The following is a 22,299-nucleotide window of genomic DNA, read 5'->3' as shown; positions in this document are numbered from 1 at the left end:
CCGCTGGTCCCATGAGCCCGAACCTTGGGGCCGCCTCACCCGGTCTCCAAAACCAGCCTTTTTGCGGCGCCCACGACGCTTTCCACCGACAGGTCCATCATGTGGCAGATCGCCTGGGAGAGGTCCGGATCCAGGGTTCGGATCTGGTCCAGGCTTCGAGCGCCCCTGAGGACCCGGCCCCTTGGCCCCCACGGGGCGTAAAGCCGCTCGTCCGAGGGACCGAAGAGCCCCAGGGTGGGCGCGCCGGCCGCCGCGGAAAGGTGCATGAGGCCGGAGTCGTTGCCGATGAAGAGCCGGGCGCTGCCCAGGGCGGCGTGAAGGGTGACGAGGTCCACCTTTCCGACAAGGTCGATGAACCGGCCGCGGGGCGCCACGGCCCGGAGGGTGGGCAGAACGCCCGCATCCTGGGGACCGCCCGCCACCATAAGGCGTCCGCCCTCCAAAGGCCCGCCAGCGCCCAGGAGCTGGATCGCAACCTGGGCGAAGCGCTCGACAGGCCAGGTCTTGCCGACCCAGTTCGCGGCGGGCCCCATGGCGAGGATGGGCCCCTCGCCGGCCACCAGCCCCGCCGCCTTCCGCGCCGCGGCCTCGCCGACATAAATGTAGGGGGCGGGTGGATCCTCCTGCAGGCCAAGGACCCGCGCCGCTTCGATCACCTTGTGGACCGGGACGCCTGGGCTTCGCCTGTAGACCGCCCGCTTCCGGCGGTTCAGCAGGCCGCTGATCGCCGACCCCCTGAGGTCGACCACAAGACCCCACGACCGTCGACGCACCTGGTTCCAGAGCCGGATCCAGTGGCCGCCATCCCGGGACTTCTCGAACCGGATGATCTCCTCGAGGCCGGGGACGTCCTCGAACAGGGGCGCGGCGGCTGGCCCGGCGACAATGGTGAACCGCGCGCCGGGAACCTCTTCGGAAAGTCGCCGGATGAGTCCGGACGACAATACCGCGTCACCGATCCGGGTGGCGGTGATGAACAGAATCGGAAAGGGCGGGGGCGGCATTGCGGATACATAATCGGAGGCTAGGTTAGGCTCCAGCCGCGCGAGGGTCTTCTGATGACAAACTGCGTCCGACTCCACGACCGGGCCGTGGTGGAAGTTTCCGGCGACGACCGGGTCACCTTTCTCCAGGGCCTCGTCAGCCAGTCTGTCGAAGGTCTCGCCGACGACGAGGCGCGTTACGGCGCCCTCCTGACGCCCCAGGGCCGGATTCTTTTCGACCTCTTCATCGTCGGCAGGCCCGGCGCGATCTGGCTGGACGTGGCCAGGGCTCGCCGGGAGGAACTGGTGGCGCGGCTGAAGATCTATCGGCTGCGCGCCCGGGTGGAGATCACGCCAGGCGAGGCCGAGGTCTGGGCGAGTTGGCCGACGGCGCCCGCCGGGGCGGGACCTGGCTGGGTTCCCGATCCCCGGCGCGAGGGCCTTGCCTGGCGCGCCTGGGGGCCTGCTTCCCCGCCTGTCCCGAATTCGGGAGCGGAGGAATGGCGACGCCGTCGCCTGGAGCTCGGCATTGGGGACGCCGAGGACTTCGACTTCGACAGGGACTATCCCGTCGAGCTCAACCTCGATCTCGTGGCGGGAATCGACTTCTCGAAGGGCTGCTTCGTCGGCCAGGAAACCACCTCCCGGATGAAGCGGCGTGGACAGGTCAAGACCCGGCTGGTTCCCATCCGGTTCGAGGGGCCCCCGCCCCCGCGCGGCGCTGAGGTCCTGAACGGGGCGCTCCGGGCTGGCGAAGTCCGTTCCGGCGTGGAAGGCTTGGCCCTGGCCCTGCTCCGGCTGGACCGGCTGGAAGGCGACCTGACCGTCGATGGAAGGCCTGTTCACCCCCATTCCTGACGGCTGATTCCGGGTAAGGAGTAAGGCGGACGGCTTGTCCGTGAAGGCCGAGGCCTGCGAGGCTGCGACCATGACAGACGGCTTGATTCGATGCGGCTGGCGCGGCCTGGAAGGCGACGCCCTATACGAGGCCTACCACGACGAGGAGTGGGGCGTTCCCGAACGCGACCCTGTGGCCCTCTGGGAGAAGCTGGTGCTGGACGGATTCCAGGCCGGGCTGGCCTGGGTCACCATCCTGCGCAAGCGGGAGGGGTTCCGGAACGCCTTTGCAGGCTTCGATCCCGAGGCCGTGGCCCGCTTCGGCGAGGCCGACCGCGCGCGCCTCCTGGGCGACGCCGGCATCGTCCGCTCGGCCGCCAAGATCGACGCCGCCATCTCCGGCGCCCGGATCTTTCTCGACATGCGGGAGCGCGGGGAGGACTTCTCCACCTTCCTCTGGAATTTCACGGACGGGCGTCCAATCCAGCCCTTCCGGGAGCGACTGTCCGACGTGCCTGCGGAAACCCCGCTCAGCCGGGAAATCTCCGTCGCCCTGAAGGCCCGCGGCTTCCGCTTCACCGGGCCGGTAATCGTCTACGCCTTCATGCAGGCGGTGGGCATGGTGAACGATCACCTGGTGTCCTGCCACCGTCACGCCGGCGTCCTGGAGATGGGGGGGTGACCCGTCGGGGTCCGGGTCCGGACTACGCCCTGGAGGCCGCATCGCCGGCGCCGGTCTGCGGGGTCGACGAGGCCGGGCGGGGACCCTGGGCCGGGCCGGTGAGCGCGGCGGCGGTGATCCTCGACCCCGGGCGCATTCCCAAAGGCCTGGACGACTCCAAGGCGCTCACCGAACGCCGGAGGGAGGCCCTTGAGGTCGAGGTGAAGGCGGCCGCCGTCGCCTGGGCTGTCGGCTTCGCCAGCGTCGAGGAGATCGACGGGATGAACATCCTGAAGGCGACCGGGCTGGCGATGCGCCGGGCCGTCGAGGCCCTGTCCCCGGCGCCCGCCTTCATCCTGGTGGACGGATCCTACCGCTTTGACCTGCCCGCGACAGTCCGCCCGGTCGTCAAGGGCGACAGCCTCTCCGTGTCGATCGCCGCGGCGTCCATCCTGGCCAAGACCGCCCGCGACCGGGTCATGCGGGAACTCGACCGGGACTGGCCGGAATACGGTTTCGCCGCCCACAAGGGCTACCACTCCGAGCAGCATGTGGCGGCCCTGCGCCGGCTGGGGCCCTGCCCCGCCCACCGCCGGTCCTTCGCGCCGATCCGCGCCCTGCTGGGCGGCGGGGATTAATCTTTCGTTCACCACGTTTCGAAACGGTCCCTAAACCACGCACGGCGAGGATTCACTTTCCGGACTCCGCGGGCTAAGGACTGGGCGTGACCCCCGACACCATCATCCAGGGCGACTGCATCGAGGTCCTCAAGGGCCTGCCCGACCGGTCGGCGGACCTGGTCTTTGCGGACCCCCCGTACAACCTGCAACTGGGCGGCGACCTCCTGCGTCCCGACAACTCGCGGGTCGACGCCGTGGATGACCACTGGGACCAGTTCGAGAGCTTCGCCGCCTACGACGCCTTCACCCGCGCCTGGCTGACGGAGTGCCGGCGCGTCCTCAAGGACGGCGGCGCCATCTGGGTGATCGGCAGCTACCACAACATCTTCCGGGTCGGGACGATCCTCCAGGACCTCGGCTTCTGGATCCTCAACGACGTGGTCTGGCGCAAGACCAACCCCATGCCGAACTTCAAGGGCGCGCGTTTCACCAACGCCCACGAGACGCTGATCTGGGCGGCCAAGGGACGGGGCGCCAAGCGCTACACCTTCAACTACGACGCCATGAAGATGGCGAACGACGAGCTGCAGATGCGCTCGGACTGGACCTTCCCCCTCTGCACGGGCGAGGAGCGCCTGAAGGACGAGACCGGCGCAAAGGCCCATCCGACCCAGAAGCCCGAAGCCCTGCTGCATCGCGTTCTGCTGGCCTCGACCAAGCCGGGCGACATCGTGCTGGACCCCTTCTTCGGCACGGGCACCACCGGCGCGGCGGCGCGGCGGCTGGGACGCCGCTATGTCGGCATCGAGCGCGAGGCCGAGTACGTCGAGTTGGCGCGGGAGCGCATCGCCCGGGTCCAGCCGGTGGCGCCCGAAGACCTCCAGGTCACGGGCTCGCGGCGCGCCGAGCCCCGGGTGCCCTTCGGCCAGATCCTCGAGGCGGGCCTCCTGCGTCCCGGCGACGTTCTCTATTGCCCGCGGGGCGAGCGCGCCGCCCGGGTCCGCGCGGACGGTTCCCTGGCCCTGGGCGACCTGACCGGCTCAATTCACAAGATGGGCGCCATGGTCCAGTCGGCGCCCGCCTGCAACGGCTGGACCTACTGGCACTTCCGGACCGGCAAGGGCCTGACGCCCATCGACGTCCTGCGCGCCCAGGTCCGCAGCCGCCTGCCGGGCTGACCCAGGCGGCGTTTTTCCTTTCCGCCCGCATCAGCCGGTCTAAGCTGGCCGGATGAACCCGCGCATCCTGGTCCTGACCCTGTCGACCTTCGCCTTCGGGTCGACCGCCTTCATCTTTGCAGGCGTGCTCGAGACCATGGCGCGCGACCTCGGCGTGACGACCGCCGTCGCGGGCCAGCTGCAGACCTCCTACGTCCTGGTCTCCGCCCTCCTGGGCCCTCCCCTCGCCTGGCTGCTGGGCAAGATGGACCGCAGGCATCTGCTGGTCACGGCCCTTGGCTGCGGCGCCATGGCCAACCTGGCCTGCGCCGCGGCGCCCGGGTTCCAATCCCTTCTTGTCCTGCGCACCCTGGTGGGACTTTCCGCCGCCATCGCCGGGCCGGCGGCCAGCGTCGCCGCCGCGGCCCTCGTACCGCCCGAGCGCCGGGGATCGGCGGTGGCCATGGTGATGGGCGGCATGACCATGGCCTTCGTCATCGGCATCCCGCTGGGAAGCTTCGTGGGCGCACACTTCGGCTGGCGCTCGACCTTCGTCCTGGCTTCGGCCCTGACCGGCATCGCCTTCCTGGGCGTCCTGTTCCTGATGCCCTCGGTGCGTCCGCCCTCGCCCGTCTCGGGGGCGCCCCGCCTGACGCTGAGCCCCCTCGCGCCCCTCTACGCCGCGACCTTCCTGTCCTTCGCGGCCAACATGACGGTGAACCTCTTCATCGCCCCCGTGGTCCGGGTGGGCGCCGGCGTCACCGGGGCGGGCGTCGGCCTGTTCCAGATGGTCATTGGCCTGGGGTCCATCGTCGGCCTGTCCCTCGGGGGACGGGCGGGCGACCGGGGCGAGGGCCGCGAGTGGCTGATCCTCTGCTTCCTGGGCCAGTTGACCGCCATGAGCCTGCACGTGGCGGCCACGCACCACCTGACGCCGCCGGGCCTGCCAAGCCAGCTGCTCGTGGCCCTCGCCATCTTCGTGGCCTCGACCTCGCTCTTCTCCCTGATGCCGGTGCTCTCGTCGCGGATCATCCAGACCAGCCAGGGCGCGCCCCTGGCCATGGCGGTGAACGGTTCGGTCAACTCGATGGGTCAGGCCCTGGGATCGGCGGTGGGCGGATTCGCCCTGGCGACCCTGGGGGTTCCTGGAATCCCGATGTCGGCCATCTGCATCTCGCTGGCGGGCCTGGCCCTGACGGCCCTGTTCATTCCGCGCCGGACATCCCCTGCGCCCGTCGGACCGCCTTGAGGAAGACGCTGGGCAGGTCGCCGGCGGAAGTCTCAGGCAGCCACTCGAGCCCGGGCGCCCCGCCCTCGGCGGACAGCACCGTGAGCGTCAGGCTGAAGTGGGTGAAGACATGCTCCACCGCCCCGGCGTCCCGCCAGGCCAGCGCCGCGGGGGCGGCGTCGGTGATCGCCGCAGGGTCGGGGCCGGCCTCGGTCCAGTCCGTGGAGGGCAGGCCCAGCATCCCCCCCAGGAGCCCGCGGGGCGGCCGCTGCACCACGGCGATCCGCCCGGCCTGGCGCAGGACGAAGGCGACGCCAGTGCGCGCCGGGCGAGCGCCGCGCGGGGCCTTCCGCGGCCAGGCTCCCGGATCGCCCGAGGCCTCGGCGGCGCAGTCCCCCGCGGCGGGACACTGGCCGCAGGCCGGGGAGCGCGGCCGGCAGACCGTCGCCCCGAGATCCATCAGGGCCTGGGCCCAGTCCGCCGGAGCCTCGGCGACCACCAGCCCGGCGGCGAGCTCCCGGAGCTGCGGGCGCGCCGCCGGCAGCGGAGCCTGGACCGCGTAGAGGCGGGAGATGACGCGCTCGACATTGCCGTCAACGACATTGGCCGGCTCGCCGAACGCGATCGCCGCCACCGCCGCCGCCGTGTAGGGCCCCACGCCGGGAAGGCCCAGCAGGCCCGCCTCGGTTTCGGGGAAGCGCCCCTGGAAGCGGTCGCGGACCGCCCGGGCGCAGGCCAGTAGGTTGCGGGCCCGGGCGTAGTAGCCCAGCCCGGCCCAGGCGGCCATGACCTCGGAGTCCTCGGCGTCGGCCAGGGCCGTGACGGTGGGCCAGCGCCCGAGGAAGGCGTGGAAGTAGGGTGTCGCATGCGCCACCGTGGTCTGCTGGAGCATCACCTCGGACAGCCAGATCCGGTAGGGATCGACGGGGGCGCTGGAGCCTGGCGGCCGGCGCCAGGGGAGGTCCCGGGCGCTCGCCCGGTACCAGTCGAGTATGCGGCGCTGCAGGCGGTCGGGGTTCATGGCCGGACCCTAGAGCCTGTTTCCCCCGGACGGAACGCCTGAGGGGACTCCCCGCGCAGGAGGGTCGGGTCTAGGGTGGTCCCATGCCTGGACGCAGACTGCCTTCCATCGCCGAAGCTGCGGAGATTCTCGCCCGCCGCCGGACGCGTCCGGCCCGGCGCGCGGCGCCGGCGGCGGGACGCAGCCTTGCCCCGGTCCTGAAGGCCCTGGACGCCCGCTTCGGCCAGGGGCCGGGCGCGCTCCACGCGCGCTGGACCGAGATCGTCGGGGCTGACCTCGCCCGGCGGACAGAGCCGGTCCGGCTCTCGCCGCCCCGCGGCGGCGGTCCTGGCGTTCTTGAGATCCGGGTCGCCGGTCCCTCGGCCACCCTCATCCAGCACCGCAGCGCCGAGATCCTCGACCGGGTGAACCTCTTCCTGGGCGCCGGAGCGGCGGGCCGGCTCAGGGTGGTGCAGGGGCCCCTGCGCAATCCGGTCGCCAACCTTCGACAGGGGGTTTCGCGCCGCCGGCCCCCGCCCCTCGACGCCGCCGTGGAGGCGGCCCTGGACGTCGCCGCCGCGCCGGCCCGCACCGACCGCCTGCGCGCCGCCCTGGTCGACCTTGGCCGCTCCGTCCACAGAAACCGGACCGACCCTGCCTGAGCAGGCTTGGGCGGGCGTCCCCGGAGCCCTAGAATCGGGCTCTACTTCCCGACAAAGCCATTCTGGAGGCGATATGTCCCGGTTCCGTCCCCTCGCCCTGGCCGCCCTCGCGGGCGCCCTCCTCCTCGCCGCCTGCAGCCGCGGCCCCGCGCCTTCGGCCGAGGACATGACCCTGGGCGATCCCAAGGCGCCGGTGAAGATGGTCGAGTACGCCTCAGCCAGCTGCTCCCACTGCGCGACCTTCAACAACACGGTCTTCCCGGAGTTCAAGACCAAGTACATCGACACCGGCAAGGTCCACTACACCCTCAAGGAATTCCTCACTCCGCCCAACGAACTGGCGGCGGCGGGCTTCCTGACCGCGCGCTGCGCCGGCAAGGACAAGTACTTCACCGTCCTGGACGCGATCTTCCGCAGCCAGCAGGAGATCTTCCAGACCGGCGACATGCGCGGCGTCCTGCTCCGCGTCGCCCAGTCCGCAGGCCTGACCGAGGCGCAGTTCAACGCCTGCATCACCGACGAGGAGGCGCTCAAGGCCCTCAACGCGCGCGTCGACCGGGCGATCAAGCAGGACAGGATCACCGGCACCCCCGCCTTCTTCATCAACGGCAAGTCGGTGGGCGAGGGCGAGATCAGCCTGGCGGCCCTCGAGAAGGCCGTCGCCGAAGCCTCGAAGTAGGGGGACAGGCAGGCCAGGTGCAGTTCCAGCGGCTCAGGCTCTCCGGCTTCAAGTCCTTCGTCGATGCGACGGAACTGCGCATCGAGCCCGGAATCACGGGCATTGTCGGGCCGAACGGCTGCGGGAAGTCCAACCTGCTGGAAGCCCTGCGCTGGGTGATGGGCGCCAATTCCGCCAAGGCCATGCGGGCCGGCGGCATGGACGACGTGATCTTCGCCGGGTCCGGGGGGCGCTCGTCGCGGAACCACGCCGAGGTCGTCCTGACCATCGACAACGCCGAGCGCCGGGCGCCCGCCGCCTACAATGACAGCCCGGTCCTGGAGGTCGTCCGTCGGATCGACCGGGGAGAAGGCTCCACCTACCGGATCAACGGTCGTGAGGTCCGGGCCCGCGATGTCCACCTGCTGTTCGCAGACGCCTCCACGGGCTCCAACTCGCCAGCCCTGGTGCGTCAGGGCCAGATCTCCGAGCTGATCGCGGCCAAGCCCCAGAACCGGCGGATGATCCTGGAGGAGGCCGCCGGCGTTTCCGGCCTCCACACCCGGCGGCATGAGGCGGAGCTGCGGCTAAGGGCGGCCGAGACCAATCTCTCCCGGCTGGACGACATCGCCCGCGAGCTGGACTCGGCCCTCAACCGCCTGCGCCGGGAAGCCCGGAACGCCGAGCGGTACCGCAGGCTCTCCGCCGAGATCCGCACCCTCCAGTCCGCCGTGCTCTACGCTCGCTGGGCCGAGGCCGGAGAGGCGGTTCGCCGCCTGTCCGCCGAGGCCGAAGAGGCGATCCGGGGGGTCGAGGACACGGCGCGGGCGGCGGCGGCGGCCAGCGCCCGCTCGGCCCGGGCCGAGGCCGCCATGCCCGCCCTGCGGGAGGCCGAGACCGTGGCGGCGGCCGTCCTGAACAAGCTGGCCATCGACCGCGACCGGCTGGAGCGCGAGGCCGAGGCCCTGGCCGAGGAGGTCCGCCGGCTGGAGGCCGACATCGCCCGTATTGACGCCGACCGGGCCCGCGAGACCCAGATCACGGCCGACGCCGGTGAGGCCCTGGCCCGCCTGGCCGCCGAGATCAGCCGCCTGGAGGCGGAGGTCGCCGCCGCCCCCTCCCGGGGCCCCGAACTGGAGTCCGCCCTTCGCCTTGCGGAGGTCGAGCGCGACCGTGTCCAGGCCGAGGTCGAGGCCCTGGCCGCCCAGGTCGCCGCCGAGGCCGCCCAGCGCCGCGCCGCCGAGACGCGCGCGGAAGAGGCCCGCAGCCGGGCGGCCCGGACCCGCCGGGCCCTGGAGCAGGCCATTCGCGAGCGCGAGGCCCTGAGCGGCGCCGAGGGCCCGGAGGCGAAGGCCGCAGCCGAAGCCCTGGCCGCAGCCGAGGCCGAGCTCACCGAAGCCCGCACCGCCCTCGAGGCGGCTGAGGCGGCCCGGACCGAAGCCGCCCGCGCCGAGGGCCAGGCCCAGGACGCCGCCCGCGAGATTCGCACCCGGCTCGACGCCGCCGAGGCCGAGGCGCGGGGCCTATTGCGCCTTCTCAAGGATTCCGCCGAGGATGGCTTCGCCCCGGCTGTCGATAGCATCACGCCCGAGCGCGGCCTCGAGGCGGCGCTGGCCGCCGCCTTGGGCGACGACCTCGACGCGGCGCTGGACCCCAGGGCCAACGCCTTCTGGAGGGGCGCCCCCACGCCGCCGGTTGCATTGCCCGCGGGCGCTGAACCCCTGGCGGATCGGGTGAAGGCGCCCCAGGCCCTGGCTGCCCGCCTCGCCCTGGTCGGGCTGGTGGACCGCAGCGACGGTGATCGTCTGGCCGCCAGCCTGTCGCCGGGCGTGCGGCTGGTGTCCCGCGAGGGAGACCTCTGGCGGTGGGACGGTTTTGTCGCCCGGGCGGACGCCCCCAGGGCCTCGGCCGTCCGGATGGCCCAGCGCGGACGGCTGGCCGAGCTGGAGGACCTGCTGGCGGGCCAGCGCCCCGAGGCCGAAGCCGCCGCCGCCGCCCTCGTCGCCGCGGCCAGCGCCCTTGCGGTTGCAGAGGCCGGGGTCCGGGACGGCCGCCGTCGCCCCGCCGCCGCAGAACAGGTCGTGGCCCAGGCCCGCCAGGCGCGGGAGCGTCATGATCGCGAGGCGGCGCGCCGCGAAGCCCAGAAGCAGTCCCTGGACGACCTGATCCGGCGCTTTGAGGCCGAGATGTCCGAGACGGAGGCGGTCCTCGCCGCCGCCGAGGCCGAGGTCGCCGCAGCTGGCGACGCCGGGGACGCCCGAACCCGCCTGGAGGCCGCCCGCGCCCTGACCGGTCCGGCCGTGGAGGCCGCCGCCCAGGCGCGCGCCGCCCTGGACGCCGAGGTGCGCGAGCGCGATGGCCGCCGCCGCCAGCTGGAACGGACACTTGAGGACCGCGAAGACTGGAGCCGCCGTTCGGCCGCCGCCGCCCAGCGCCTGGATCGCCTGGCCGGGGAGCGCGCCAAGGCCGTCGCCGGCCTGGACGCCGCCCGGGAAAAGCCCGCCACCCACGCCGATCGTCTGCAGGCCCTGCTGACCGAGCTGGGCCAGGCGGAGGCCCGCCGGGCCGGCACTTCCGACTCCCTGGCGGCCGCCGAGGCCGAGCGGGCCGAAGCAACCCGCGCTGTGAGGTCCGCCGAGGCCGCCGCCTCCGAGGTGCGGGAGCGCCGGGCGGGCCTCGACGCCCGGCTGGAGTCCGCCCGCGAGCGGCTGGCCGAGATCGCCGGCCAGATCCGCGAGACCGCCCGCGTCGAACCCGAGGACCTGGCGCGCTCCCTGGCGGACGAGGCCGTCGCCATCCCCGCCGAGGCCGGCGGGGTCGAGGCCCACCTCTACAATCTCGAGCGCCAGCGCGAGGCCCTGGGAGCGGTGAACCTGCGGGCCGAGGAAGAGGCCCGCGAGTACGCAGAGCGGCTGGACACCCTGCGCACGGAACAGGCGGACCTGACCGGGGCCATAGCCCGGCTGAGGCAGGGCATTGACGAGCTCAACGGTGAGGGGCGAGAGCGCCTGCTGGCGGCCTTCGAGGTGATCAACGGCCATTTCCAGGCCCTGTTCCAGGCCCTCTTCGAAGGCGGCCAGGCCGAGCTGCGCCTGGTGGAGTCCGACGACCCCCTCGAAGCCGGCCTCGAGATCTTCGCCTGTCCGCCGGGCAAGCGGCTGGCCGCCATGAGCCTGATGAGCGGCGGCGAGCAGGCCCTGACCGCCTGCGCCCTGATCTTCGCCGTCTTCCTGGCCAACCCGGCCCCGATCTGCGTGCTGGACGAGGTGGACGCGCCGCTGGACGACGCCAATGTCGACCGGTTCTGCAACATGCTGGACGAGATGCGCCGGCGCACCCGGACCCGCTTCATCGCCATCACCCACAACCCCGTCACCATGGCGCGGATGGACCGGCTCTTCGGGGTGACCATGGCCGAACGTGGGGTCTCGCAGCTGGTTTCGGTGGACCTGCGGCAGGCCGAGGCCCTGGCGGCGGAGTAGCCAGCGAGGGGGAATCCCCCGAGGGCCTGGACAAGGCCGGGAGACTGGTGCTTCCCGAGCCCTTCTTTTTCTTTGTTTTCAGGGACTTAAAACCGGTCCCGCCAGCCTTGACGCACTGCAACCGCTTCTATAGGTTCCGGCCCGAAATCCAGCCCGGGGTCCTGGTTTGCGCCAGGGCCGTCAGACCGTGTGACCCATGCCAGGATCGGATCCATCGAGGGAAGAGGCCATTCGTCGGCTTGACGAGCAGGCCGCCGCCCTCGAAGCGCGTACGACCCGGGAGGTTCCGGACCATGGGAGCCAAGCGGCGGGCTATGGATACCGCATCATGGCCCTGCTGTTTGGCGGGGTGTTCGTGGGCGTTGGGTTCGGGGCGGTGGTCGACTTCCTGGTCGGCTCGGCGCCCTGGGGAATGATTGTCGGGGTCCTGGGGGGCTTCGCCATCTCGATCTGGCTGGCCGTGCGTTCGGCCAGGATTTACGGCGCCGAGGCGGCGCGGGACTGGGGCCCCCCGAGGGACCTGCCCGATGACGCCGAGGACGAGGACGATTGAAGGAGCTCGAGGCGGCATGGCCAGCCCGATGGAACAGTTCGAGATCCACAAGGGCCTTCAGCTGCCCACGGTGGAGCTGCCCGGCGGCCTTCTCGTCGACCTTTCCCTGAACAATTCGATCCTGGCCATGCTGATCGCGGCGGGCCTGGTCGTCGCCTTTTTCGCCGTCGCCACCAGCCGCGCCGCCGTCGTGCCGGGCCGGATGCAGCTGATGGCCGAGGGCCTGTTCAGCTATATTGACGACATGGCGCACGGGATCATCGGGCACGAGTCCCGCAAGTTCTTCCCCTACGTCTTCACCATCTTCCTGTTCGTCCTGTCGATGAACATGCTGGGTCTGTTCCTGGCCTTCACGGCCACCTCCCAGCTGGCGGTCACGGCCACGCTGGCGGTGCTGACCTTCCTGATCGTGCTCGTCGTGGGCTTCATCCGCAACGGCGCCAACATGTACAAGCTGTTCGTGCCGTCGGGCGTGCCCTGGTACATGCTGTTCCTGGTGACGCCGATCGAGATCATCTCCTTCTTCCTGCGGCCGGTCACCCTTGCCCTTCGACTGTTCGGCAACATGCTTGGCGGCCACGTGGCCCTCAAGGTCTTCGCCGGCTTCATCCCAGCCCTGGCGGGACTGGGCGCCGTGGGCGTCGTCGGCGCCGTCCTGCCCCTGGTGGGCGTGGTCGCCCTGACCTCCCTCGAATTCCTCGTGGCCTTCCTCCAGGCCTTCGTCTTTGCGGTTCTGACCTGCGTCTACCTGAATGACGTGGTCAACCTCGGCGATCACCACTGATCTCCGGGTCCATCCCTCACCCCCTTTCCAACACTCAAGCAGGACCAAAATCATGGAAGCGGAAGCGGCTAAGTTCATCGGCGCGGGTCTGGCGACCCTCGGCATGATCGGCGCGGGCATCGGCGTCGGCACCATCTTCGGGAACTTCCTGTCGGGCGCCACCCGCAACCCGTCGGCGGCCGGTGGCCAGTTCACCAACCTGATCCTCGGCGCGGCGCTCACCGAAGCCCTGGGCATCCTGGCCTTCGTGCTGGGCCTGCTGATCCTGTTCAGCTGACTTCAACTGATCCTGCGGCGACGCCGGCCGGCCCGAGGGCCTGTCGGCGTATCCGCATTCTGAGGACGTCGTAGCCAGATGGCCGCCGAAGAGACCCCACTCGCCCCTGGCGCCGCGCCTGCGGCCCTGGAAGGTGCGCACGCCGGAACCGCGCCCGCCGAACACGGCGGCGGCGGTGGGCTGCCCCAATTCGATTTCCAGTACTGGGGCGGCCAGATCGTCTGGCTCCTGCTGATCTTCTCCGTCCTCTATTTCCTGATGGCCCGGGTCTTCATCCCGCGCCTTCGCCGGGTCCAGGACACCCGGGCTGAGACCATCGCCTCTGCGGTGGCCGAGGCCCGCCGGGTCCAGGACGAGGCCGACGCCCAGGCGGCGGCGGCCCGGTCCGAGATCGAACAGGCCCGGGCTCGCGCCCGGTCCGTCGCCGCCGAGGCCAAGGCGAAGGCGAATGCTGAGTTCGCCGCCCGCCAGGCGGAAGCGGACGCCCGGATCGCCGACCAACTCGCGACCGCCGAAACCCGCATCAGGGGCCTCCGGGATTCGGCCATGGCCAATGTCGGCGACATCGCCGTCGAGACCGCCGGGGCCATGGTGGAACGCCTCACGGGGACTGCGGCTTCCGCCGCTGACCTGCGCGCCGCCGCCAAGGGAGCCGCCTGATGAACCCGTTCCACATCTCCTTCGACCCTTCGAAGCCTGAGTTCTGGATCGCTGTCGGCCTACTGATCTTCCTCGGCATCGTCGTCTTCGTGGCCAAGGCGCCGCATATGGTCGCTGGCCAACTCGACGCCAAGCGGGACGCCATCCAGAACGACCTGGACGAGGCCGCCCGTATCCGCGCCGAGGCCGAGCGGCTGCTGGCCGAGCTGAAGGCCGAGCGCGCCGAGGCCGAGAAGCAGGTCCGTGATATGCTGGCCGCCGCCGAGGAACAGGCCCGGGCCTACGAGGCCGACGCCAAGGCCCGGCTGGAAGAGTCCCTCGCCCGCAGGCAGCAGCTGGCCGAGCGCAAGATCGCCAACGCCGAAGCCCAGGCGGAGGCGGAGGTTCGCGCCGCCGCCGTCGACTTCGCCGCCCGCATGGCCGAGCAGGTCCTGGCGGACCGCCTCTCGGGCGCCAAGTCGGACCCGCTGGTCGACCGCGCCATCCCGCTGATCGCCGAAAAGCTGGCCTGACGCCGCCGGGGGGCAGGGGTTGCTCCCACGCCCTGAAACGCCGTTGACCCCCTCGCCCGACTCCGCCGGGACCTCCTCCTCGGGGGAGAAAGGGCCCCGGTAGTTACTCCCCCAAGGAGGAGGTGGCGCGCGTAGCGTGACATAGGGGGTCTGCTGGGCCGTTGATGAAGCCCGGCGCCCGGCTTCGCCGGATCGGCGGGGGGCGGTCCTAGTCCGGCGTCCGCCGCTTGCCCTTCATCTTCTTTCGCGTCCTGACGAGGAACCGGAAGCGCTTGGGCAGGACCAGGCGCTCGACCCGCAGCATCTGCTGCCAGGCGAAGGGGATGATTTCCGGGTCCCGACGGAGCAGCCGGCGTAGGGGCCGGACAAACTTGGGATGCCGGTTCTGGAAGCGTACGAACTGCCGCTTGGCCCGGAAGGATCCCCTCAGGACCATCATCAGGCCGATGACCGTCACAGGTAGGCCCAGGGGGCCGGGGAGCGGGGCGATGACCACCCCGGCGACCACCAGGATCAGCCCCCCTACGGTGAGGCCCGTGCGCGCCAGGCCCGAGAGGAAGGCGCGCGCGAAGGCGTCCGCCTCGCGATAGACCGACGATCTCTTCCTGGGGGCCTCGGACACGTCCTCAGTTCCGCTGTGACGAGACGGCCGAAGGGCTCCGGGTCTCCGTGTAAGACGAGATATGGGGTGTAGGGGCGACAGGAAAATGGCGCCTGCGCCACACGGCCAGCCCAGGCCGAAGCGGCTGGACGCCCTCGCGCTGCAGGCGCGGGTTCGGAGATGAACGCTCCACGGTCGCCTGACCCCAAATCACACCCCGCGGAGGACCACTCCCTCCGGGGACTTCAACAGCGTATGGGGTCGCGCCCGGGGCGCGTAAAGGCACCCGCGGGCGGCCCGGAGCCTCGCCGCTGCTATTCCGCGGCGAGCGGCGCCGGCGCCACACCCGGCTCGGGCGCACGCCAGGTCAGCCGCGGCTTGCGGGCGGCCAGGGTCTCGTCCAGCCGGCGCAGGGGCGCGAGGCGCGGCGCAGCCGTGAAGCGCTCCACATCCCCCGAGAGGGCCGCCCCGGCTAGGGCCAGGAGGGCGTCGCAGAAGCGGTCGAGCTCAGCGCGGGACTCCGACTCCGTCGGCTCGATGAGCATGGCTCCGTGCACCACCAGCGGGAAGTACATGGTCATGGGGTGGAAGCCCTCGTCGATCATGGCCTTGGCGAAGTCGAGGGTGGTGATCCCGGTCCCCTCCAGCCAACGGTCGTCGAACAGGGCCTCATGCATGCAGGGCCCGTCCGGGAAGGCCGCGCTCATCACGCCGGAGAGCCGGGCCTTGATGTAGTTGGCGTTCAGCACCGCATCCTCGGCCGCCTGCCGCAGGCCGTCGGCGCCGTGGCTGAGCATGTAGGCGTAGGCGCGGACATACATGCCCATCTGGCCGTGGAAGGCGGTCATCCGGCCAAAGGCCTGGACCGCTTCGTCCCCCGCCTCCTCGAGCAGTCGGAACCCCTCGGGGCCATGGACCACCCAGGGGGTCGGGGCGAAGGGCGCCAGGGCCGCCGACAGGACCACCGGGCCGGAGCCTGGCCCGCCGCCGCCGTGGGGAGTGGAGAAGGTCTTGTGCAGGTTGATGTGCATGGCGTCGACGCCCAGGTCGCCGGGGCGGACCCGGCCGACGATGGCGTTGAAGTTGGCCCCGTCGCAGTAGAAGTAGGCGCCCGCCGCATGGGTCAGGCGGGAGATCTCCAGGATGTCCCGCTCGAACAGGCCGCAGGTGTTGGGGTTGGTGACCATGATGGCCGCCACCTCATCGCTCAGCTTGGCGGCAAGATCGGCCAGGTCGACCCGACCGTCCGCCGTCTGGCCGATCTCCACCACCTCGTATCCGACGAAGGCCGCCGTGGCGGGGTTGGTGCCGTGGGCGGAGGTGGGGGTCAGGACCAGGCGTCGCTGGACCTGGCCGGCGGCGGCGTGGGCCGCCCGGATGGCCAACAGGCCGCAGAGCTCGCCATGCGCGCCCGCCTTGGGCGACAGGGCCACCGCGGGCATGCCGGTCAGGGTCTTCAGCCAGTGGGACAGCCGGTCCATCAGGCCTAGGGCGCCTTGGACCGCCGAGACCGGGGCCAGGGGATGCAGGTCTGCGAAGCCGGGCAGCCGGGCCAGCTTCTCGTTCAGCCGGGGGTTGTGCTTCATGGTGCACGAGCCCAGCGGATAGAGGGCCAGGTCGATGGCGTGGTTCTTCTGGCTCAGGCGGACATAGTGGCGGACCGTTTCGGGCTCGGAGAGGCCCGGAAGGCTGAGGGGCGCGGCGCGGACCAGGCCCGCGAGGTCCTCGGCGCCGGCGTCAGGCGCAGGCAGGTCCACCCCGGTCCCGTTCCGTGACTCGCGCTCGAAGATCAGGGCCTCGTCCTGCAACAGGCCGCGCCCGCCGGTCAGGGAGGCGAACCCGGCGACGGAGGCGTCTGTAGCGGGGCGGGTGGGACGTCCGACGGAATTGAGGCTCATCAGCGAATCCTCCGGGACAGGGCGGCGACCAGGGCGTCGATGTCGGCGGCCGAGGTGGTTTCAGTGGCGGCGAGCAGCAGGACATCGTCCTGGCCCGCCGAGGGGTCGAGGCGGGAGAAGGGCACGCCGGCGAGGATCCCCTCCCCGGCCAGGTCCTCCACCAGGGCGGCGGCCGAGCCGGGAACCCTCACGGCGACCTCGTTGAAGAAGCGGGGCGTCAGGACCTCCAGGCCAGGCACGCCGGCCAGGGCCCCGGCCAGGGTCCGGGCGCGGCCGTGGTTGACTTCGGCCAGGCGCCGCAGGCCGGTTCCGCCCAGCAGTGTCATGTGGATGGAGAAGGCCAGGGCGCAGAGCCCGGAGTTGGTGCAGATGTTCGAGGTCGCCTTCTCGCGGCGGATGTGCTGCTCGCGGGTCGAGAGGGTCAGGACAAAGCCCCGTCGGCCCTCGGCGTCCACGGTCTCGCCGCAGAGCCGGCCCGGCATCTGGCGGACGAATTTCTCGCGGCAGGCGAAGAGGCCGACATAGGGGCCGCCGAAGTTCAGGCCGACGCCCAGGGACTGGCCCTCGGCCACGGCGATGTCGGCGCCCATCTCCCCCGGGGACTTCAGGAGACCCAGGGCCACGGCCTCGGTGGTCACCACCACCAGGAGGGCGCCGGCGGCGTGGGCGGCCGCGGCGATGGCGGTGACGTCCGTCACCGTCCCGAAGACGTTGGGGGTCTGGACCACCACGCAGGCGGTGTCCGAATCGATGGCGGCCAGGACGTCCGCCTCGGCGTCGACGGCGGCCGGCCGGCGGGCGATCTCCATGCCCTCCGCCGTGGCGATGGTGTGGGTGACCGCGGCATAGTGGGGGTGGAGGCCGCCCGACAGCACGGCCTTGCGCCGGCGGGTGACCCGCCGGGACATCATCACCGCCTCGGCGCAGGCCGTGGAGCCGTCGTAGAGCGAGGCGTTGGCCACCTCCATGCCGGTCAGGGCGGCGACCTGGGTCTGGAACTCGAACAGCACCTGCAGGGTGCCCTGGGCGATCTCGGGCTGGTAGGGCGTGTAGCTGGTCAGGAACTCGGACCGCTGGATGATGTGGTCCACCGTCGCCGGCACATGGTGCCGATAGGCGCCCGCCCCACAGAAGAAGGGTCCCGCCCCCGCAGGACGGTTCAGGGCCGCCAGGCCCGCGAGCTCGCGCTCGACCTCGATCTCCCCGGCGTGCCGGGGCAGGTCGACCGGGGCGGAGAGGCGGGCCGGCGCAGGAACGTCGGCAAAGAGGGCGTCGACGTCGGGGGCGCCGATCACACCCAGCATGTGGCGGCGGTCCGCCTCGTCCAGCGGCAGGTAACGCATGGCTCAGAGGGTCTCCAGGAAGGCGTCGTAGGCGTCGCGGTCCATAAGGGCGTCGTACTCGGCGCGGTCGGCGACGCGCACCCGCGCAAACCATCCGCCGGATTCAGGCTCGGCGTTCACCGTCTCCGGCGCGCCGGCGAGGTCGGCGTTGGCCTCGACCACCTCGCCCGATAGGGGGGCGTAGACGTCCGAGGCGGCCTTGACGCTCTCGACCACCGCCATGCCTTCGCCGGCCTTCAGGGCGCGGCCGGGCTCCGGCGTCTCGACATAGACCACGTCGCCCAACTGCTCGGCGGCGTAGGCGGTGATGCCGATGGTGGCGACGTCGCCGTCCAGGGCGACCCATTCATGGTCCTTGGTGAAGCGCATGGGAAAGGTCCTTTCAGGGCCGGCGGACATAGCGGTGGGGGACGAAGGGCAGGGCGAGGGTCTCGACCGGCCAGGTGCGGCCGCGGACCACCACGCCCAGCCTCTGGCCCGGGGCGCAGAGGGCGGGCGGGGCGAAGCCGATGGCGATGGGATGGCCCAGGGTGGGCGAGAAGCCGCCGGAGGTGACGACGCCAACCTCTGAGCCGCCGGCGTCGACGATCACGGCGCCTTCCCGGGCGGGGGCGCCTTCCAGCACCTTCATGGCGATGCGCACGCGGGACGGCGCACCGGAAAGCTCGCCCAGGATGCGCGCTGCACCGGGGAAGTCGCCGCGCCGCCGGCGCGAGGGTGAGATGGCGAAGGACAGGTCAGCCTCCACCGGGCTGACCGAGGGATCTACGTCGTGGCCATAGAGGGGAAGCCCCGCCTCGAGCCGCAGGGAGTCCCGTGCGCCCAGGCCGATGGGCCGGACCCGGTCGTCGGCCAGCAGCAGGTCCCAGGCCCGGGCGGCCTCGGCGGCCGGCAGGGAGATCTCGAAGCCGTCCTCGCCGGTGTAGCCCGACCGCGAGACAATCAGGTCTACGCCGCCGAAACCGGTCATGGCCGCGCTGTCCATGAAGGCCATGTCCACACAGCCGGGGACATGCGCCGCCAGCACGGCCGCCGCCTTCGGCCCCTGCAAGGCGAGCAGGGCGCGGTCCTCCAGGCGGGTCAGGCGGACCCCGGCGGGCAGGCGCGCCTCCAGGAACCGGAAATCCTCATCCTTGCAGGCGCCGTTGACGACGATGAACAGGCCCTCGCCATCCGGACGGGCGGCCATGAGGTCATCGAGGATCCCGCCCTCGCTGTTCAGCAGGACGGAGTACTTCTGCCGCCCCGGCTTGAGGGCGGCGAAGTCCCCGGGGGTCACGGCCTCAAAGGCCGCCGCCCAGCCCTCGCCGGACAGCCGCGCCTGGCCCATGTGCGAGACGTCGAACAGGCCCGCGGAGGTCCGCGTCCAGGCGTGCTCCTTCATGACCCCGTCGGGGTACTGGATGGGCATGTCGTAGCCGGCGAAGCCCGCCATGCGCGCGCCTGCAGACAGGTGGGCGCCATGCAAGGGCGTGCGCTTGAGTTCGGGTTCGCTCATGAGGACTCCCGGCGACGACAAGACGACCACGCACCGGACCCGCCGATGCGCTTCGCCCCCGCTGTCCTTGGCGCCTGAGAGATTTCAGCCGTCCCGGAGGGTCTCCGGCAGGCCTTGCTCCTTCGGCGAGCGACGGGACGGACCCGGCGCTGCTTTCCAGCGTTCCTTCGCCTTCGCGGTCCTTTTGCCTGAGCGTTTCCGGGGCGGTTGCGCCTTCGGCTCCGGGGCGAACCCGGTCTCTCCCGCGAGAGTCGAGCGGACCCTGCGCGATGGCCCCAGGGGAGTCAATGAGTCGCCGCCCGCCCCGCGGCTTGTCCACAGGCAGGGGGCCTCTGGCGCGCGCTACATGCGCTCGGGCGCCGAAAGTCCGAGCAGATCCAGGCAGAGCTCCAGCTGCCGCAGGATCACTCCGGCAAGGGCCAGGCGGGAGGCCCGCACCTCCCCCTCGGCCGGGAGGATCGGACAGGCCGCGTAGAAGCGCGAGAAGGCCTGGGCCAGCCGGTAGGCATGGTCGGCGACCAAGTTCGGCGCCCGGCGCTCGTAGGCCTCGGAAAGGGCGTCGTCGAAGGCGTCGAGCAGCAGGGCCAGTTCGCGCTCAGACGGGTCCTCGATGCGGATGTCGCCGGGTTGCAGCCCCTGCTCCGCCGCCCGCCGCAGGACCGACTTGATGCGCACCGCCTGGTAGAGGAGGTAGGGGCCGGTCTTGCCCTCGAAGCTGGTGAACCGGTCGAGGTCGAAGACGTAGGAAGTTCCGCGGAAGTTCGACAGGTCGGCGAACTTCAGGGCCGCCACGGCTACCTGGTGCGCCGTCGCCTCGAAGGCTTCGGGAGCCAGCTCGGCGCCCAGGCCCGCCTCGCGCAGGCGGTCGCGCGCCCGGTCGCGGGTCATCTCAATCAGGTCGTTCAGCTTCAGCACCCCGCCCTCGCGGGTCTTGAAGGGCTTGCCGTCCGTCCCGTTCATGGTGCCGAAGCCGATGTGCTCCAGCTGGCCCTCGGCGGCGTAGCCAGCCAGGACGGCGGCCCGGAAGACCACCTCGAAATGGTCGGCCTGGCGCTGGTCGACGACATAGAGGACCTGCTCCGGATCGAAGGTCCGGCGGCGGTCCAGGATGGTGGCGAGGTCCGTCGTCCCGTACATGGCCGAGCCCTCGGAGGACACCACCAGCAGGGGCGGCAGGTCCCGCTTGTCCCCCTGGCGGCCCACGCGGACGATTCGCGCGCCCTGGTCGTCCTCCAGCAGGCCGCGGGCCTCCAGGTCGGCGACCATCTCCGGGATCAGGGGATCGGCGTCGCTCTCGCCCTTCCACAGGTCGAAGTCCACGCCGAGGGCGTGGAAGTCCCGGGCCAGGGCGACCTGGGTCACCCGGGCGAAGTGCCGCCAGAGCAGCAGGGCGCCGGGCCGGCGGGACTGGAGCTCGGCGGTCAGCCGCCGGGCCCGGTTGCGGTAGGCCTCATCAGTCTTCCCGAGGGCAGCGGCCTCCGGGTACATCCGGTCGAGGTCAGCGAGGCTGATGCGCGCCTCCAGGCCGGCGAAGGCGGCGGCCTCGGCTGCGGGCGAGAGCTCGGTCCCGGCGGCGTTGAGGTCCTCCACCAGGGCGCGGATCCAGGGGTCGGCGTCCATGGCCGCGCCGATCAACAGGCCCATCTGGTAGCCCCAGTCGCCGAAGTGGGCGTCGCCCACCGTCTCGTCGCCACGGAACCGGTAGAGACGCTTCAGGGATTCCCCGATGATGGACGAGCGCAGGTGGCCCACGTGCATCGGCTTGGCCACATTGGGGCCGCCGTAGTCGATGAGCACACGCCGGGGCGTCTCTACGGTCTGGGCGCCCACCCGGGGCTCCGAGGCGATTTCGCCAGCGCGGGCGGACAGGGCGGCGTCAGACAGGCGCAGGTTGATGAAGCCGGGGCCCGCGATCTCCACGCCGGCGAACTCCGGGGCGGCGGCCAGGGCCTCAGCGACTCCCGCCGCGATCTCCCGGGGATTGCGTCCTACCCGCTTGGCGGCGGCGAGGGCGCCATTGCACTGGAAATCCGCCAGGTCCGGGCGGTCCGACGGCGTCGCACGCGCCAGTTCAGGCGGCAGGTCAAGCGCCCGGAACGCCTCGGCGAGGCGATGGTCGATCGCGCCCCTCAGTCCGATCATTTCGGGGTCCGGCTTCCCGAGGCGGCGGTCTGGGCGCCCGCGTCGAGGCGGAACCGCTTACCCTGGCGGTTGAACTCGGCCATCGCCGGCGTGACGTCGAAGCCGACCAGGATCTCGAAGTTGGAGCCGGAGGTCGTCAGGGTCGCCCGGGGGATGACGATCCCGTCGATCCGCTCGATGGCGTAAAGGCGGTCCTGGCCAGGCTCGAACCGGACCGGCAGGTCAAAGTAGACCTTGTCGATGACCAGGCGGTTGCGCTGGGTGACGGCCACCCAGTAGCGATAGGTCTTGCTGTTGCCGCTGGCCTTGGGCCCCTTCCCGACGGCGAACAGGACGTCCATGGCCACGGCGATGGGCTGGTCGTCCTGGTACTCGCACCCGGCGGAAATCTTCTGGATCTCGCCCGACCAGGCCACCTCGGCCGAGGCCTCGCGCCCCCCGGTGAACTCGACATAGCGGCCGGCGTCGTAGAGCACCTTTACGAAGGGACAGGGCCCAGCGTTGCGAAGCTGCGGCAGGGGCGCCTGGTTGTCGCCGAACTCGGCGTCGCGCTTGCGCTTGCGGGCCGCCGCTTCAGCCTGCTCCTCATCCGGATTCCGGCGGGACTGGGCCAGGGCGTCGGTCGCCGGCACGGCGAAGGCGCAGGCCAGGAGGAAGGCGGCGATCAGGGAGCTCTTGCGCATCGGGTCGTCCGGGCAGGCGTCGCGCGGAAGGCGCGGCGAGGCCCTCTGATACTGAACAAA

At 71.5% G+C, this 22,299-nt stretch carries 22 protein-coding genes and 1 riboswitch; of the genes, 13 read left to right on the top strand and 9 right to left on the bottom strand.

All coding sequences use genetic code 11. The annotated features are described in order from the left end of the window. Positions 1-35: 35 nt before the first annotated feature. Positions 36-944, bottom strand: coding sequence for a glycosyltransferase family 9 protein (locus HYN04_RS02560; protein ID WP_241962674.1), 909 nt, complete (start codon positions 942-944; stop codon positions 36-38). Between the two features lie 114 nt (positions 945-1,058). On the opposite strand from HYN04_RS02560, the gene ygfZ reads away from it, so the two are divergent. The 5 genes from ygfZ to HYN04_RS02535 all read left to right on the top strand — a co-directional run bounded on the left by ygfZ (position 1,059) and on the right by HYN04_RS02535 (position 5,507). Beyond that, a complete protein-coding gene (gene ygfZ, locus HYN04_RS02555) occupies positions 1,059-1,841 on the top strand; it encodes a CAF17-like 4Fe-4S cluster assembly/insertion protein YgfZ (RefSeq protein WP_110449308.1) in 783 nt (260 codons plus the stop codon). 70 nt (positions 1,842-1,911) lie between these two features. Next, positions 1,912-2,502 (top strand): DNA-3-methyladenine glycosylase I, encoded by a 591-nt coding sequence (locus tag HYN04_RS02550; protein WP_110451261.1) that lies wholly within the window; start codon positions 1,912-1,914, stop codon positions 2,500-2,502. After that, on the top strand, positions 2,499-3,119 hold the full coding sequence (locus HYN04_RS02545) for a ribonuclease HII (protein ID WP_110449307.1): 621 nt from the start codon (positions 2,499-2,501) through the stop codon (positions 3,117-3,119). The genes HYN04_RS02550 and HYN04_RS02545 overlap by 4 nt, the downstream gene beginning before the upstream one ends. Positions 3,120-3,199: 80 nt before the next feature. Beyond that, a complete protein-coding gene (locus HYN04_RS02540) occupies positions 3,200-4,279 on the top strand; it encodes a site-specific DNA-methyltransferase (protein ID WP_110449306.1) in 1,080 nt (359 codons plus the stop codon). Between the two features lie 52 nt (positions 4,280-4,331). After that, the gene (locus tag HYN04_RS02535) at positions 4,332-5,507 is read left to right on the top strand and encodes an MFS transporter (RefSeq protein ID WP_110449305.1); all 1,176 of its coding nucleotides are present in this window, start codon (positions 4,332-4,334) and stop codon (positions 5,505-5,507) included. On the opposite strand, the gene mutY is transcribed toward HYN04_RS02535, so the two are convergent. Continuing rightward, positions 5,464-6,507, bottom strand: coding sequence for an A/G-specific adenine glycosylase (mutY, locus tag HYN04_RS02530; RefSeq protein ID WP_110449304.1), 1,044 nt, complete (start codon positions 6,505-6,507; stop codon positions 5,464-5,466). The two genes, HYN04_RS02535 and mutY, sit on opposite strands and share 44 nt — an antisense overlap. A gap of 83 nt (positions 6,508-6,590) precedes the next feature. Between mutY and HYN04_RS02525 the strand changes: the two genes are divergently transcribed. The 8 genes from HYN04_RS02525 to HYN04_RS02490 all read left to right on the top strand — a co-directional run bounded on the left by HYN04_RS02525 (position 6,591) and on the right by HYN04_RS02490 (position 14,074). Continuing rightward, complete coding sequence (locus HYN04_RS02525; RefSeq protein ID WP_110449303.1) at positions 6,591-7,148, top strand: DUF721 domain-containing protein; 558 nt, start codon at positions 6,591-6,593, stop codon at positions 7,146-7,148. A gap of 73 nt (positions 7,149-7,221) precedes the next feature. After that, a complete protein-coding gene (locus tag HYN04_RS02520; protein ID WP_110449302.1) occupies positions 7,222-7,827 on the top strand; it encodes a DsbA family protein in 606 nt (201 codons plus the stop codon). Positions 7,828-7,844: 17 nt separating this feature from the next. Further along, entirely contained in the window at positions 7,845-11,288 is a 3,444-nt protein-coding gene (locus tag HYN04_RS02515; RefSeq protein WP_110449301.1) for an AAA family ATPase, read from the top strand. A gap of 196 nt (positions 11,289-11,484) precedes the next feature. Beyond that, positions 11,485-11,841 (top strand): F0F1 ATP synthase assembly protein I, encoded by a 357-nt coding sequence (locus HYN04_RS13380; protein ID WP_162599513.1) that lies wholly within the window; start codon positions 11,485-11,487, stop codon positions 11,839-11,841. Positions 11,842-11,857: 16 nt separating this feature from the next. Continuing rightward, positions 11,858-12,625 (top strand): F0F1 ATP synthase subunit A, encoded by a 768-nt coding sequence (locus HYN04_RS02505; protein WP_110449299.1) that lies wholly within the window; start codon positions 11,858-11,860, stop codon positions 12,623-12,625. 52 nt (positions 12,626-12,677) lie between these two features. Beyond that, complete coding sequence (locus HYN04_RS02500; protein WP_110449298.1) at positions 12,678-12,902, top strand: F0F1 ATP synthase subunit C; 225 nt, start codon at positions 12,678-12,680, stop codon at positions 12,900-12,902. A gap of 78 nt (positions 12,903-12,980) precedes the next feature. Then, positions 12,981-13,562, top strand: a complete 582-nt coding sequence (locus tag HYN04_RS02495) for a F0F1 ATP synthase subunit B family protein (RefSeq protein ID WP_110449297.1) — start codon at positions 12,981-12,983, stop codon at positions 13,560-13,562. Next, positions 13,562-14,074 (top strand): F0F1 ATP synthase subunit B, encoded by a 513-nt coding sequence (locus HYN04_RS02490; RefSeq protein WP_110449296.1) that lies wholly within the window; start codon positions 13,562-13,564, stop codon positions 14,072-14,074. Before HYN04_RS02495 ends, HYN04_RS02490 begins: the two co-directional genes overlap by 1 nt. 208 nt (positions 14,075-14,282) lie before the next feature. Here the strand turns inward: HYN04_RS02490 and HYN04_RS02485 are convergent, their stop codons facing one another. The 7 genes from HYN04_RS02485 to HYN04_RS02455 form a co-directional block, all read right to left on the bottom strand. Beyond that, the gene (locus HYN04_RS02485) at positions 14,283-14,696 is read right to left on the bottom strand and encodes a hypothetical protein (protein ID WP_110449295.1); all 414 of its coding nucleotides are present in this window, start codon (positions 14,694-14,696) and stop codon (positions 14,283-14,285) included. A 293-nt stretch (positions 14,697-14,989) separates the two neighbouring features. Then, on the bottom strand, positions 14,990-16,573 hold the full coding sequence (gene gcvPB / locus HYN04_RS02480) for an aminomethyl-transferring glycine dehydrogenase subunit GcvPB (protein WP_110449294.1): 1,584 nt from the start codon (positions 16,571-16,573) through the stop codon (positions 14,990-14,992). Beyond that, positions 16,573-17,916: an aminomethyl-transferring glycine dehydrogenase subunit GcvPA gene (gene gcvPA / locus HYN04_RS02475; protein WP_110449293.1), complete on the bottom strand. Its 1,344-nt coding sequence runs from the start codon at positions 17,914-17,916 to the stop codon at positions 16,573-16,575. The genes gcvPB and gcvPA overlap by 1 nt, the downstream gene beginning before the upstream one ends. A 3-nt stretch (positions 17,917-17,919) precedes the next feature. After that, a complete protein-coding gene (gcvH, locus tag HYN04_RS02470) occupies positions 17,920-18,285 on the bottom strand; it encodes a glycine cleavage system protein GcvH (RefSeq protein ID WP_110451260.1) in 366 nt (121 codons plus the stop codon). Positions 18,286-18,298: 13 nt separating this feature from the next. Further along, positions 18,299-19,414 carry a glycine cleavage system aminomethyltransferase GcvT gene (gcvT, locus tag HYN04_RS02465; protein WP_110449292.1) on the bottom strand — a complete coding sequence of 372 codons (1,116 nt, stop codon included), beginning with the start codon at positions 19,412-19,414 and terminating at the stop codon, positions 18,299-18,301. 166 nt (positions 19,415-19,580) lie between these two features. Continuing rightward, positions 19,581-19,669, bottom strand: a riboswitch (glycine riboswitch). An 87-nt stretch (positions 19,670-19,756) separates the two neighbouring features. After that, on the bottom strand, positions 19,757-21,556 hold the full coding sequence (locus tag HYN04_RS02460; RefSeq protein ID WP_110449291.1) for an arginine--tRNA ligase: 1,800 nt from the start codon (positions 21,554-21,556) through the stop codon (positions 19,757-19,759). Beyond that, positions 21,553-22,239 carry a Tat pathway signal sequence domain protein gene (locus HYN04_RS02455; protein ID WP_110449290.1) on the bottom strand — a complete coding sequence of 229 codons (687 nt, stop codon included), beginning with the start codon at positions 22,237-22,239 and terminating at the stop codon, positions 21,553-21,555. The genes HYN04_RS02460 and HYN04_RS02455 overlap by 4 nt, the downstream gene beginning before the upstream one ends. Between the last annotated feature and the right edge of the window lie 60 nt (positions 22,240-22,299).

This window comes from Phenylobacterium parvum (assembly GCF_003150835.1).
Taxonomy (GTDB): Bacteria; Pseudomonadota; Alphaproteobacteria; order Caulobacterales; family Caulobacteraceae; genus Phenylobacterium; species Phenylobacterium parvum.
This window is presented reverse-complemented; position numbering and strand designations above follow the sequence as displayed.